This is a genomic window from Phragmitibacter flavus, from assembly GCF_005780165.1.
GTDB lineage: Bacteria > Verrucomicrobiota > Verrucomicrobiia > Verrucomicrobiales > Verrucomicrobiaceae > Phragmitibacter > Phragmitibacter flavus.
This window is the reverse complement of record NZ_VAUV01000011.1, coordinates 23,232-35,526: the sequence shown is the minus strand read 5'-3', so window position 1 is coordinate 35,526 and position 12,295 is coordinate 23,232. Positions and strand designations below refer to the sequence as shown.

At 56.4% G+C, this 12,295-nt stretch carries 13 protein-coding genes; 7 read left to right on the top strand and 6 right to left on the bottom strand.

Going from position 1 to position 12,295, the window contains the following annotated elements; all coding sequences use genetic code 11:
• Together FEM03_RS15415 and FEM03_RS15410 are read right to left on the bottom strand one after the other, a co-directional pair.
• A complete protein-coding gene (locus FEM03_RS15415; RefSeq protein ID WP_138087178.1) occupies positions 1-369 on the bottom strand; it encodes a hypothetical protein in 369 nt (122 codons plus the stop codon).
• Between the two features lie 88 nt (positions 370-457).
• A complete protein-coding gene (locus FEM03_RS15410) occupies positions 458-1,306 on the bottom strand; it encodes an LptA/OstA family protein (protein ID WP_138087177.1) in 849 nt (282 codons plus the stop codon).
• A gap of 218 nt (positions 1,307-1,524) precedes the next feature.
• On the opposite strand from FEM03_RS15410, the gene plsY reads away from it, so the two are divergent.
• From plsY to FEM03_RS15385, 5 genes are all read left to right on the top strand, one after another.
• Positions 1,525-2,178, top strand: a complete 654-nt coding sequence (gene plsY / locus FEM03_RS15405) for a glycerol-3-phosphate 1-O-acyltransferase PlsY (RefSeq protein WP_138087176.1) — start codon at positions 1,525-1,527, stop codon at positions 2,176-2,178.
• Positions 2,175-3,176: an NAD(P)H-dependent glycerol-3-phosphate dehydrogenase gene (locus tag FEM03_RS15400; protein ID WP_138087175.1), complete on the top strand. Its 1,002-nt coding sequence runs from the start codon at positions 2,175-2,177 to the stop codon at positions 3,174-3,176. The genes plsY and FEM03_RS15400 overlap by 4 nt, the downstream gene beginning before the upstream one ends.
• A gap of 283 nt (positions 3,177-3,459) precedes the next feature.
• Positions 3,460-4,758: a MotA/TolQ/ExbB proton channel family protein gene (locus FEM03_RS15395; protein WP_206171033.1), complete on the top strand. Its 1,299-nt coding sequence runs from the start codon at positions 3,460-3,462 to the stop codon at positions 4,756-4,758.
• Between the two features lie 93 nt (positions 4,759-4,851).
• Complete coding sequence (locus FEM03_RS15390; protein ID WP_138087173.1) at positions 4,852-5,784, top strand: hypothetical protein; 933 nt, start codon at positions 4,852-4,854, stop codon at positions 5,782-5,784.
• Positions 5,785-5,813: 29 nt separating this feature from the next.
• Positions 5,814-6,941, top strand: coding sequence for a hypothetical protein (locus tag FEM03_RS15385; RefSeq protein WP_138087172.1), 1,128 nt, complete (start codon positions 5,814-5,816; stop codon positions 6,939-6,941).
• A gap of 78 nt (positions 6,942-7,019) precedes the next feature.
• Here FEM03_RS15385 and FEM03_RS15380 read toward each other — a convergent pair whose 3' ends face one another.
• The 3 genes from FEM03_RS15380 to FEM03_RS15370 form a co-directional block, all read right to left on the bottom strand.
• Positions 7,020-8,063: an aldo/keto reductase gene (locus FEM03_RS15380; RefSeq protein WP_138087171.1), complete on the bottom strand. Its 1,044-nt coding sequence runs from the start codon at positions 8,061-8,063 to the stop codon at positions 7,020-7,022.
• A 120-nt stretch (positions 8,064-8,183) separates the two neighbouring features.
• A complete protein-coding gene (locus FEM03_RS15375) occupies positions 8,184-9,620 on the bottom strand; it encodes a YfbK domain-containing protein (protein ID WP_138087170.1) in 1,437 nt (478 codons plus the stop codon).
• Between the two features lie 37 nt (positions 9,621-9,657).
• Positions 9,658-10,191, bottom strand: a complete 534-nt coding sequence (locus FEM03_RS15370; RefSeq protein WP_138087169.1) for an RNA polymerase sigma factor — start codon at positions 10,189-10,191, stop codon at positions 9,658-9,660.
• A gap of 228 nt (positions 10,192-10,419) precedes the next feature.
• On the opposite strand from FEM03_RS15370, the gene FEM03_RS15365 reads away from it, so the two are divergent.
• Entirely contained in the window at positions 10,420-10,623 is a 204-nt protein-coding gene (locus FEM03_RS15365; RefSeq protein WP_138087168.1) for a hypothetical protein, read from the top strand.
• Between the two features lie 2 nt (positions 10,624-10,625).
• Here the strand turns inward: FEM03_RS15365 and FEM03_RS15360 are convergent, their stop codons facing one another.
• A complete protein-coding gene (locus FEM03_RS15360; RefSeq protein ID WP_138087167.1) occupies positions 10,626-11,765 on the bottom strand; it encodes an AAA family ATPase in 1,140 nt (379 codons plus the stop codon).
• A gap of 74 nt (positions 11,766-11,839) precedes the next feature.
• Between FEM03_RS15360 and FEM03_RS15355 the strand changes: the two genes are divergently transcribed.
• Entirely contained in the window at positions 11,840-12,208 is a 369-nt protein-coding gene (locus tag FEM03_RS15355; RefSeq protein ID WP_138087166.1) for a CoA-binding protein, read from the top strand.
• Positions 12,209-12,295: the final 87 nt, after the last annotated feature.

The window sequence follows — 12,295 nt, the reverse complement described above, 5'->3', positions numbered from 1 at the left end:
TCAATTCTCGGCTTTGCCTTCGTCGAGGGCGCGTCTCGCTTCCCTTTGTTCGTTGGCTTTTTTCTTGTCGGCGTCGTATTTTTTCATCGCCCTGTCGATGGGGTCGCTGAATGTCACGAACTGCAGAGTTTTGTGAGTGTTCCACCACATCAGTAGAGTAACGACGATCGCGATCCAAAGCGGCCATTCCCACCGGATAAAGAGAACGGCGAGGACGAGCATTACAGGAAACACGATGAGTCCGCGACCGAAAAGAAGAGAAGAAACAATGATCAAGGGTATCTCAATGATGTTGTCCCGAATCTCTGCCCATGAGTCAGCGCTACTGATCACGCCGATCATGGCTCCAAGAATGAAGGCGGCGGCCAAGACAATAAGGCGACCGAACAAAGTGCTGCCAGCGGCGCGGATCTGGGAGTAAGGGTAGTCGTCGAAGTCTACCACCTGGAGATGGGGGCTACCGGTTTTGCATCACGGGCGATTCATTGACCATGAACTGTTTGGCGACGCGGGTTTGGGCGCGACCCTGGGTGTCCATTCTGCCGGTATCGGGGTAGAGAAAGACTTTGGTGCTGGCTTCTGCAGCAATGAGTTCTTGTCCCTGGCCTTGAATGCGGGGCCAGCCGGTCATGGTGAGTTTGGATTTTTCTGGCTCGTAGATGGCGGCGTTGGACTGGCCGCGGTATTTTTTGTCGTCGGTCACGCCGGTGAGTTGCACATGAACGTTGCCCTCGGCTTCGGCCAGGCGGAAACTCTTTTTGTCATCGGACATGTGAACCTTGAGGCGGTTCGATGACATTTTGAATTGGGGGGAGGTGAGGGTGACGTTGCCGTTGAAGATGACGTTCTGACCGGCCATGTCGACCTTCGTGGCTTCGTCGGCGGTGATGTGGAATCCAGATTCAACCGGGACGGTTTGAAAATGTTCGTCCACTTTATCGGTCGGAGGAATGAACCCGGGGATGTCCAGCAGCTCGACCGGGTTGGAGGAATGGGCGCGTGTTTGATGGGAAGCGAGCCATGGCTGGCTTGTTTTTGAAGCACGTTCGCCGATGGGACGGCTGATGATGGATTCGCCGAGGGAATTGGCGCTGTCGAAGTTTTGACCGTAACGATCGTGGTCAAGACGGGCAGCGTTATGAACGCTGTGGGAAGAGTTGACCGCCCGGTAATTGGATTCCGGAGAGTAAAAGGATTGCTCCGACCTTTGGTTGTGGAGGAAAGTGTCATTCTCCATTTTCACCATCCAACCGGATACGGCGATGATGCTAACGGGCAGCGCGATGAGGTAACTTGTCGGGGACACGGCAGGGAATCGGCTAATTTATGTTAATTGTTAAGGAATATTCAGATTGTGTCAATAGCTGATATGGGATTGTTTAACAGATGTGTGTTTTTATGGATTCTCTAGAATGCAGTGGTGTGGTTGGGTAATATAAGAGTGGTCATGCTGGCAAATGCTGTGTCGATCGGGGGTTTTTTGAGTGCGCTTGCCTATTGCTGAAACCTGTTTAGAGATAGGGAATGTCTTTTCTCCCTGCCGCTGTGTTGCTGATCGCTATTGCGTGGTTTTGCGGGTCGCTGCCATTTGGTTATTTGATGGGGAAGTGGCATGGGATTGATATTCGCAAGCATGGGAGCGGCAATATCGGGGCGACAAATGTGTTGCGGGTGTTGGGCAAGAAGGCGGGGATTCCGGTGTTTGCGTTGGACATGTTGAAGGGGTTGTTGCCGGTGCTGTTGGTATCATGGAGCAGTTGGTTGAACGGGGCTGAGGCCAACACCGTGGGATTGGTGGAAGTTTTATGTGCTGCGGCGGCAGTCTTGGGGCACTCGTTCACCTTTTGGCTGGGATTTAAAGGAGGGAAGGGCGTGGCGACGTCGGCAGGGGCGCTGATTGGGCTTGCACCCTGGGCGTTGGTGGTGGCATTGGTGGTGTGGCTGGTGATTTTTTACACCACAAGGTATGTGGCGCTGGCCTCGGTGGTCTCGGCGATTTCCCTGCCGGTGGCGATGGCGGTAATCATGACGATCGACGAGCGCTGGAATCTGGTGCTGCTGGGTTTGGGGATTGTGCTGGGGGTGTTGGTGGTGGTGCGTCACCGATCGAACCTTCAGAGATTGTTGCAGGGCAAGGAAAACCGTTTTGAGAAAAAGAATAAGAAGGAGAAGCCATGATGGAATCGGCGACAGTGTTGGGTGCGGGAAGTTGGGGAACGGCACTCGCGGCGATGTTGGCAGCGCGCGGTTTGCGGGTGCAGTTTTACGGTCGTGATGAGGCGTTGATGGCGGAGATGGCGGTGACGCGTCGCAATGGCCGGTATCTCACGGATGTGGAGATTCCGGCGGAGGTGGAGCCGGTGTCGTCTTTGCAGGCGCTGCGCCCGGCACCCCTGGTGGTGTTTGTGACGCCCTCGAAATCGATGGCGGCACTGGCGGCGGAAATGGGTTCGCTTGGATTGGTGGATGAAAGCACGGTGTTGTTGTCATGCAGCAAGGGGGTGGAGTTGGGAACAGGGCGGTGCATGACGGAGATTTTGCATGGGGTGTTTCCGCAAGTGACGGTGGCGGCGCTTTCAGGGCCGAATCATGCGGAGGAAATTGCGCGCCGGATGCCTTCGGCGGCGGTGGTGGGGTGTTTGGATGAAGGAATGGCGATCAGGTTGCAGCAGACGTTTTCGCTGCCGTGGTTTCGTTGTTACACGAGCACGGATGTGCTGGGGGTGGAGTGGGCGGGGGCGATGAAAAATCCGTATGCGATCGCGGCCGGGATTGCGAAGGGTTTGGGACTGGGGGACAACGCCATTGCGGCGCTGGTGACAAGAGCGTTGGCGGAGATGGTGAGGCTCGGGGTGGCGAGCGGGGGGCGGACGGAAACTTTTTATGGCTTGAGCGGGGTGGGGGATTTGGTGGCGACGTGTTATTCGGAGCACAGTCGAAATCACCGCGTGGGACTGATGTTGGGTCAGGGCAGGAGTTTGAGCGACATCATGGGCGGGATGCGAATGGTGGCGGAAGGTGTCCCAAACACGGAGAGTTTGTGGCTTTGCGCGAGAGGTCGCGGCGTGCGCACCCCGTTGCTGGACGAGGTGCATGCAGTTCTGTATGAGCAAAAATCGCCGCGCGAGGCGCTGCGGGAATTGTTCAGCCGGGACCCGCGTCCTGAGGTAGATTAATTGACAGTTGGGTGAAAGGGGCTGGCGCGGGTGATGGCGAAGGTCACAATATCTTCAAAAGAACACGTTTTGTTCTTGTGTCAGAGCAACGTCTTTCGTAGCTTTACTGCCCGACTCGGCCAGCGAGTTGTTGGTCAGTTTCCCTAAATCAACCCGATATATGAAGTTTAAGTGCCCCTCCTGTTCAATGAGTTTGAAGGCCGAGCCTGAATGGGTCGGTAAAGTTGTGCGATGCCCTGGCTGCAACACGAAGCTACAAATTCCTGGAGATCCGGCGGCTGAGATGCCTGCTCCTGATGCGGCGGGTCCTGCTTTGGGAGCTGCGAGCGCTCCGGCGGCTGCGTCGACCACACACGGGGATTATTCTTCCACCTCAGGTGGTGATTTGAGTTTTCAACAATCCAAACCGCAGCGCGAGGGCTGGAAAGAGGCCGATCCTGCGAACCCGAGCATCTGGTTGAGCTTGGGGATTGGCGCGGTGTTGTTCGTGGCATGGTATGGGATCTTGTATCCGTTCAATCCAAGTCCTGAGACGCCGTCTTCAGAATACAATTTCATGCAGTATCTGGCGGCGATGTTCATTCAGCGCACCTGGGTGAACTTTGCAGAAACGTTCTTCTTCACCTGGGCGATGGGCATTGTGTATTTGAAATTGCAGAAGTTGCGTCATCAGCGTGAGGCGTTGTTGCTGGATGTGCTGCCGATGGAGCTGGGTCGTGAGATCAACTCCAAGAACATCGGAAGCTTCATTGACCACGTTTACAACCTTCCTCACCGTTTGCGTGACAGCTTGATGGTGAACCGCATTCGCAAGGGGCTGGAGTTGTTTGAGATCAAGCAAAGCACCTCGGCTGTGGGTGGAATGATGTCGAGCCAGTCGGACATTGATGCCAACCGCGTGGGCGGTAGTTATGCGCTGTTGAAGGTGTTCCTTTGGGCAATTCCAATTCTGGGTTTCATCGGAACCGTTCTCGGTCTGTCGCAGGCCATCGGAAGCATGGATTTGTCGGATGCAAAAGACGTGGACAAGATCATCGGTTCCATCAGCCAGGTGACCAGCGGTTTGGGCACGGCGTTTGATACGACTCTTCTTGGTCTGGTTCTGGCGATGATTCTTCAGTTCCCGATGAGTTCGCTCTCCAAGAAGGAAGATGACAACCTCAACGACATTGATGCGTTTTGTAACGACATCCTGCTGCCGCGTTTGGAGGAGACCATGGGTGGGAATCAGGAGCCTGCCGGTCTGGCGGATGCGCTGGTTCAGGCAGTGGCTGGTGCGCAGAAGGAATTTTTGGTGGATTTGAACGAGCTTTCAAAACGAATGAACGAATATGCCAATAATTTGGACAAACGTTCTGACACTTTTCAAGCTGTGGTCACCAAGGAATTCATCAACAACACGACGCTCATGCGTTCTGAGATGCAGGAGTCTCTCAAGGACACCTTGCGTCAGACTTCCCAATACATTGGTGGTCTGGAGACTGGAATTCGCGGGTTGAACACGGTGTTGAAGGAGCTTGGTGAGAAACAGGTGATCGTGCAGCAGACCGTCAAGAAGAAGGGCTGGTTCGGCCGCGACTGATGACTGACTGATGCCGTGTTCCAGTCGGGCAGGCGCCCGGCGGGAACTCCATCTGACAGATACCCCTATTGTTATAGTCCCGCATAATCGATCATGGCCAAACGTCGTTCCAAGTCCTCTGGTGATGAGGTGTCGCTTTTTCCGTTCCTGAGCATCTTGGCGTGTCTCATTGGCGCGTTGATCATGATCATTGTGGTGCTTGCGGTGTCACAATCCCAGGAGACGGGAGGGAGGACGCCGGAAGAGATGAAGCTGGCGCAGGACTACCAGAAGATGCTGGAGCAGCAGAAGGAGCAGCAGGAGTTGACGAAGGATGTGGATCAAAAGGTGGAGCAACTGGAGAAGCTGAAGGCTGAGCTGGCACAGAAGTCGGAGCGTGTGGCGCGGTTGCGGAAGCTGCTGACGACGGATGCGAGCATCAAGGAGATGAACCAGCAGATCAGTCAGGAATTGCTGAAGGAGCTGGACAACCTGTTGTTGGAAATTGACGGGTTCAAGAAACAGGAGGTGGAGATCAAGAAAGAGCTTGAGCTTTTGATGGCGGAGTTGAACAAGCGTCAGATTCCGAAAGACAAGCCAATTCCGCCGGTGGTGGTGCAGCCAGGTGGTTCAGGTTTGGCGGCGGGGAGCAAGGTGTTTTTTGTGGAGGTTTCTGGAGGCAGGATCACGGTTTACTGGGATGCCGAGAAGAAGACGGTGCTGAGTGCGGCAGATGAGGTGGTGGTGGCGGACGTTGCCTTCAACGAGTATTTGAAACAGGTGAAGGCCATGCCCAAATCGAAGATCATTTTCCTTTTGAGGGACGATGGCATGAACGCATTTAACAAGGCGGCGGGCTGGGCGATGTCGACCTACCAGTTCAGTGCGGACCAGATTGGCCGCCTGCCCTTGCCGGGACGTGGTGAGGTGGATTTGAAGATGTTCAACGAATTTCTTGGCACCATTCCGCCTCCGGAAGGCGTGAAGCTGGTCGAGCCGAAACCGCCGGCGGCTGCTCCGGCACCCACCGCATCGGTGACCAACTAATCAACCTCCTACCTGCAAACTAAACTTCGATGGCAAAACGCAAATCAGACGGCGATGGCGCACTGAACCTGGATTCGCTGATGGATACCGTCACCAACGTGGTGGGGGTGTTGATGATCGTGTTGATCATGGTCAGTTTGAACATTGCGGTGTCGATCGAAAAGATCCTGTCCGAACTGCCACCGGTGACGGTTGAGCAGTTTGAAGCATTGAAGGAGGAATTGGTGAAGGAGAAACCGCAGCTTGATCCGAAGAAGCTTGAGGAGGAGATGTTGCTGACGAAGGACAATCTCAAAAAGTCCGATGAAGAGTTGAAGACGCTGGATACGACGGATGAGTCCCAGGTAACGAAGATGGTGGACATCGATGAGCTGCGGGCGCAACTTGAGAAAAACACCAAGGTGCGGGATGAGCGCAAGGTGGTGATTGAGAACATGTTGGAGGAGCTGGAAAAGACCAAGGCGCTGCTGGACACCACGCCTGTTTACATTCCGCCAGCAGCGACCGTGGTAAAACTGCCCAATCCGCGACCCATCCCAGAGAATGCTTTGATCCAAAGGTTTCTGGTGGTGGGAACCAAGGTGGTCTATCTGAATGACGAGGAGTTCTACCGGGTGATCACTGATGGTATAGAAAAACAGAAAAAGTCTCTGATGTTTGAAGGGCAGATCAAGGATTTGTTTGGGGAAGTCATCATGGCTGGAGGGAAACCCAAAGAGTTTGTGGATCGCCGCAAGCTGGCGGCCTTTTTCGCGGACCGGATGAGGTTGAGCACGCGGGATTTGAAGGTGGAACTGACAGGCACGCCGAACGGCAGTCGCTTGAGCATGAAATTGAGCATGCAGCCGGGAGGTGGCGAGGATGTGGCAACGATGAAACAACCGGGATCGGTGTTTCAGCGGGCCATGCGCAAGTTTGGGAGCGAGCCGAACACGGTGGTTTGGTTCTATGTGTTCAAAGACGCGATTCCTACCTATCTGGCGGCTCGAGAGATCGCCGATTCAGCAAACGCGGCTTGTGCGTGGGAGCTGACGAACAATGATTTTTATCAGCGACAGTTGACGACATTTGAGGTGGATTTTGTGCCGGCCAAGCCGCCACCGCCTCCTCCGCCTGGGCAGATCCGTATTCCAGCCCCTAAGACGGGATTGGATTGATCGGCTGTGGGTTTGTTCGATGACTGGGGCTCCACCCCAGCCTACGATGAATCGTAGCTGATGGCGGAAACTCACCTGTCAGAGGCGGCGCAGGCCGTCTTCGGTCATGGGATTGGGGATGGCTTCGTCGATTTGATTGATGCGTTCGAGAGTGGACGAGTCGAGGACAAGATCGGCTGCGGCAAGTGAGTCGGTCAGTTGATCGACAGTGGTGGCACCGATGATGGTGGAGCCGACGAAATCATGTTGTTTGCTCCAGGCGACGGCGAGGGTGGTGACTGAAATGCCCAGGTCGGCGGCGATGAGGGAAAGTTGATGGGTGGTCTCGGTGGTGCGTTCATTGACGAAGCGACGGGCCATGCGTTGCTGGCGCGGTCCGCCGGTAACGAGATAGTCGCTGAAGCGGGCTCCCTGAGGAAGGGCACCGTCGTTGTATTTGCCGGTCAGCACGCCGCCTCCGAGTGGAGAGTAGGGGAGCAGGCTGATACCTTCCTGGCGACACACTTGGGCGAGTTCGCTTTCGCAGCGACGGTTGATCAGCGAGAAATTGTTTTGGACGGTGTCGAAGCGGGCGAAGCCGTGCTTTTCGGACTCCCAGAGATTTTTCATGAGGCCCCAGGAAGTTTCGTTGCTGGCTCCGATAGTGCGGACCTTGCCTTGCTGGATGAGCTCGGTGAGGGCTTCTAGGGTGTCCTGCTGGCGCATGCCGTGGTCGGGCCAGTGGGTCTGGTATAGGTCGAGGTAGTCGGTATTGAGCCTTTTGAGACTGGCTTCGCAGGCGCGGTGAATCTGGCGGCGGTCGAGCGCCGTGAATCCGCCTCGCACTGGCGGTCTGAACCAGCCGTGACCGGGACCGGTGACTTTGCTGGCGATGATGAGGTGCTCGCGATTGCCGCGTGATTGAATCCATTTGCCGATGATTTCCTCGGTGATGCCGAACGTGGCAGCATCGGGCGGGACCGGGTAGATTTCGGCGGTGTCGAAGAAGTCGATGCCGGCCTCAACGGCGCGGTCCATCATGGCGAATGAAGTTTTTTCATCGGCCTGGAGTCCGAACGTCATGGTGCCAAGACAGATCTCGCTGACGACGATGCCACTTTTGCCGAGCCGGTTGCGTTTCATGGGGAAATTGGGAAGGTGGCGATGAGGTTACATCCAATCCCGGGAGGTGCGAACAGTTCCCTGTTTCGTAACGTGACGGGTCACCCGCTCGGCCAACTCGCGTTTTCCTCTGCCAATTTTTTAGAGCCCTGCGGCCCTTTGGGCTTGGCGGACGCTTTGGATGAAGCGGGCGCGTTCGCCTTGGGGGACTTCGCTGCTGCTTTCTTCGGCGAGGTTGAGAACGAGATCGTGATTGAGATGGCCGATGTTCTCCTTGCCTTGAAGGAGGAGACCGAAGCCAACCATGGCGGTTTCAAAAATGAAATCTTCGCGTGCGTCCTTCCAGATGGCGCCACGATCCATCAGAGGCAGGTTGCTTTCGTCGGCAGATTTACTGTTGCGGGGTTGAATGATATTCAGTCGGCCAAGAGTGGCGGGAGCATCGTCGGAGGCGCTGAATCCGGTATTGGGAACGATTTCATACCAGACAATGCGGGTGGCCTGGTTGCGACCGCTGGTGGGGCGGATGTGTTTTTCGGCGACGAGACGGTGTGCTCTGACCTGTTTGGGATCGAAAGTGGTTTGAAGTTGGTATTCGGCTTCGTTGAACTCAATGGCGGGCTGGTCGACGGGGATCTGCACGACGAGGCGCATCAGACGTCGGTCGGTATCCCAGGGGCACGAGGCAATTTCGGCTTTCCACGAGCGGACTTGAAGTGGTGGCTGGGGGGCCTCGCGTTTGGTCGATTTTTTAGGGGCAGGAGCGGTGATGATGGGGGTGGGAGAGGCAAGGATGATCCCGGCGAATTCTGCGGGTTTGGGCCGTGCATCGTTGGGTTTGAAGACGAAGCGCGATTCTGAAACGTCGGTGGTGAGGATGAAACCAGCGGTGGAGACTGCTTTTTGGGGGGCGGCGGCGGCGGCGATTTCGACTTTCGCGGCGGGAGGGGCGGATGCGGACGGGGGGGAATTGAGCATGGATGCGGGAGGAAGCTGCACCATGGAGGGTGGTTGCATCGCAGGCTGTGGCAGCAGGGCTCTGTCGGTCGGGACTTCCGGCTTGTGGTTCTGAAGTTCCGGCGCGGCGATCAAGGTCACGGTTGGTGCAGCCGGCTCCATCAGGGCTGGCTTGGAGGGCGGGGGTGTTTGGGTTTGATCGAGGCCAACATTCGACGCCAGCATTGGACGGCTTTTGTCGGCTGAAGAGACGCGTTGACCGACGAAGAAGGCACCGATGGCGAGACAGGCGGCGGCTGCGAATTTGCTGATCTGCCAGACGACGTTTTTGGACCGTTTCGGGTGATGAAGGGGACGCAGGGTGGAGGCGGGCAGCGACTTGATCTGGCCCATGGTGAGGACGGTCTCGCGCTGACGAGGATGAAGGGCGCGGCGGGGAGGCAGCGGAGCCTGCTGAAGGGCGTCAATGGTTTGTTGGAGGTCGTCGAAGCGAGCGCGGGCGACAGGGTCGTTGGCGAGACGCTGGCGCACGCGGGTGCTTTGCTCCAGATCGGCTTCACCCAGGGCATAGGCGGTGAAGTCAGGATCGTCGTAGGAATCGAAGTCGGAGGAGGGATTCATGAAAGAAAAAAAGGAAGGATGGGGGAGAGAAAGTGAGTTATTCGGCGCAGGCGTGGTTCATCAGTTTACGCAGGCGTTTGATGGCGGTATGCAGCAGAAAACCGACGTTGGTGACGCTGAGGCTGGTGACGGTGCTGATTTCCTTGTAGCTGAGGCCGTGTTGGAATTTGAGGCGGATGACTTCGCGCTGGTTTTGCGGGAGCTGTTCGAGGGCGGCCCACACATGTTCGAGCATTTCATCGCGACTGGCGTCCTCGCTGGGGTCGGGTTGCCATTCGTCGAGCCAGTCGAGATGGTCGTCGTCGTCAGTGAAGCGGATGCGGTGTTCCTTGCGCAGGACATCGAAGGCGCGGTTGCGGCAGACGGCGTAGAGCCAGGCCTTGAGGTTTTCGCGGACACGATCGGGATCGGCGAGGTGCAGTTTGAGGAGGGTGTCCTGCACAACATCACGGGCGCGTTCTTCGTCTCCACCGAGAATGCCGCAGGCGTAGGCAATGAGGTTGCTTTCGTGCTGGGCAAGGGCTTCCTGCACCAGTTCGCCGGCTGGGTGTTTGCTTGGCTGTGATGGCATGTTGGCATTGCTCACAACAAGAACGGATCAGCAGGTGTTTTTCTTAGGGAATGAACGGTTTGGGAAGGCTGCGCAGGAAGGAGGCATTTTCCACAGGAAAGCGTCGGCTGGCAAGCAATACCGGGCTGATGAAGCGATTCGGCGGAATCAAATCACAGTTAATTTGCAAAGATTAACAAGCGCACCGTCGAACGATGTGGCGATTTACGGGTCAGATTCCCTACGATAATGACTGCTTTAGAGATTGATCCCACCCACGCTGGCGAGTTTGTCAGCAAACGCATCCACCTGGATGCGGAACTTGCTTCATGGCTGGACGAGGAGTCCGCGCAAATGGGCATCAGCCCTTCCATGCTGGTGGGCACCTTGCTCGAATGGGCGCGCACCGAACACATCACCCGCGATGCGGACATGATGGTGTTTGCCTGCTGATTTTAGTTTTCCTGATCGTCTTCGTCTCCGTCATCGAAGACTTGGACGCGGGGTCCGGTGCCTTCAACGGCCCGCCGGGTTTCTCCTTCGTAGCTGACAAGTTCAATACGTTTGCAGGGGAGGACGGCATCGAGTGCCTCAGCCAGGGTTTGGGAGTGGGTGACGATTATGATTTGGGTTTCTTCCGGCACCTGGGCCACCAGATTTGCAAGGGTGGAAAACAGCTGGGGATGAAGGCTGGTTTCTGGCTCGTTCAACACCAGCAGGGGTGGCGGTTTGGGGCTCAACAAAGCGGCGAAGAGGCAGAAGAAACGCAGGGTGCCATCGGAAACTTCCGAGGCATCCAGCCAGCGTTTGAGGCCGGGACGCAGGATCTGGAGCTGAAACCGGTCCTGGTCGTCGCAGGCGCGCCATCGGGTTTCCGGGAAGGCGTTTTCGACGATTTCATCGAGGGGTTCTCCGCGACGGGCTTCAACAATGGTTTGCAAGGTTGCGGCGAGATTGGCGCCATCGTGGGACAATACGGGTGACCAGGAACCGATCACAGGACGGCGCAGGGCGGAGTCGGCATCGGTGCGAAACTGATGGTAGAACCGCCAGGACAGCAGGATCTCACGTGCGGCAGCCAGACCGGGATAACGGGCGGCGTCGCGGATTTCCGACAACATCGATTCCGGTGAGTGAAGAGGAAACGGAGCGGTCTCGAAGCGACCGTCGGCATCGCGCAGATCGATCATCGGGCCCTTGCGCTTCGCAATGACGTGGCTTTTTCCGCGCTGATGAAGTTGCAGGGTTTCCAGTTTTACATCGGGATCGGTGCGGAACTTGGTGATGTCACCGGGCGCGTTGGGGACCAGGCCACACTCCATTTCGTAGAGAAAGAAGTCGTGTTCGATCTTCCAACTGACACGCAGAGGCTTCTTGAGGTCTCGTTTGCCCGACCACAGCAGGCTCGGCATGCCGCCCTCCTGGGCAATGGCTTCAGCAAATCGTCCGGCGGCCAGTCTTTGCAGCATGGCGAGTGAGCGGTAGACGTTGGATTTGCCAACACCGTTCTCGCCAGTGATGACTGTGACTCGTCCCAATCTGAGTCGCAAATCGAGCAGGGATCGGCAATGGCGGATGTGCAGGGTTTTCAGCATCGGAGTAGAAGCAAAAACGTGTGGATGCTCAGCATTGCAATTCAAAAAACAAAATGACGAGCGTAACTCTTGTTATGTCCGGGAGAACCATTGTCGTGCTGGGGGCTTCGCCCAAGGAAGATCGTTACGCAAACATGGCGATGCACCAGCTCATGGAGCATGGCGAGCATGCGGTGCCGGTGAATCCGGCGTTTGAAGAGGTTCTGGGTGAGAAGTGTTTTGCCAGCATTGCCGAAGTTCCGGGTCCAATTCATACGGTGACTTTGTATCTGGGAGCTGCGCGCTCGTCGCCGTTGATTGACGAAATTCTCGCGGCGAAACCGCAGCGAGTTGTGATGAATCCCGGGGCAGAAAACGAGGAGCTTGCCCGGCAGGCCGAATCGGCGGGCATCGAGGTGGTTCATGGCTGCACCTTGGTGATGTTGCGCACGGGGACTTTTTAATTGCGTCCACAGACCCGACGGGAGGTGGGGCAGACTTTTCGACGCATGCAGGTCCAAAGATGAAAATTTGTGCGATCCATTCGCGAG

Bases quoted from the DNA above. Each gene is read 5' to 3' on its own strand.
- plsY (WP_138087176.1), top strand. From the start codon at position 1,525: ATGTCTTTTCTCCCTGCCGCTGTGTTGCTGATCGCTATTGCGTGGTTT.
- FEM03_RS15400 (WP_138087175.1), top strand. From the start codon at position 2,175: ATGATGGAATCGGCGACAGTGTTGGGTGCGGGAAGTTGGGGAACGGCA.
- FEM03_RS15395 (WP_206171033.1), top strand. From the start codon at position 3,460: ATGCCTGCTCCTGATGCGGCGGGTCCTGCTTTGGGAGCTGCGAGCGCT.
- FEM03_RS15390 (WP_138087173.1), top strand. From the start codon at position 4,852: ATGGCCAAACGTCGTTCCAAGTCCTCTGGTGATGAGGTGTCGCTTTTT.
- FEM03_RS15385 (WP_138087172.1), top strand. From the start codon at position 5,814: ATGGCAAAACGCAAATCAGACGGCGATGGCGCACTGAACCTGGATTCG.
- FEM03_RS15380 (WP_138087171.1), bottom strand. From the start codon at position 8,063: ATGAAACGCAACCGGCTCGGCAAAAGTGGCATCGTCGTCAGCGAGATC.
- FEM03_RS15375 (WP_138087170.1), bottom strand. From the start codon at position 9,620: ATGAATCCCTCCTCCGACTTCGATTCCTACGACGATCCTGACTTCACC.
- FEM03_RS15370 (WP_138087169.1), bottom strand. From the start codon at position 10,191: ATGCCATCACAGCCAAGCAAACACCCAGCCGGCGAACTGGTGCAGGAA.
- FEM03_RS15365 (WP_138087168.1), top strand. From the start codon at position 10,420: ATGACTGCTTTAGAGATTGATCCCACCCACGCTGGCGAGTTTGTCAGC.
- FEM03_RS15360 (WP_138087167.1), bottom strand. From the start codon at position 11,765: ATGCTGAAAACCCTGCACATCCGCCATTGCCGATCCCTGCTCGATTTG.
- FEM03_RS15355 (WP_138087166.1), top strand. From the start codon at position 11,840: ATGTCCGGGAGAACCATTGTCGTGCTGGGGGCTTCGCCCAAGGAAGAT.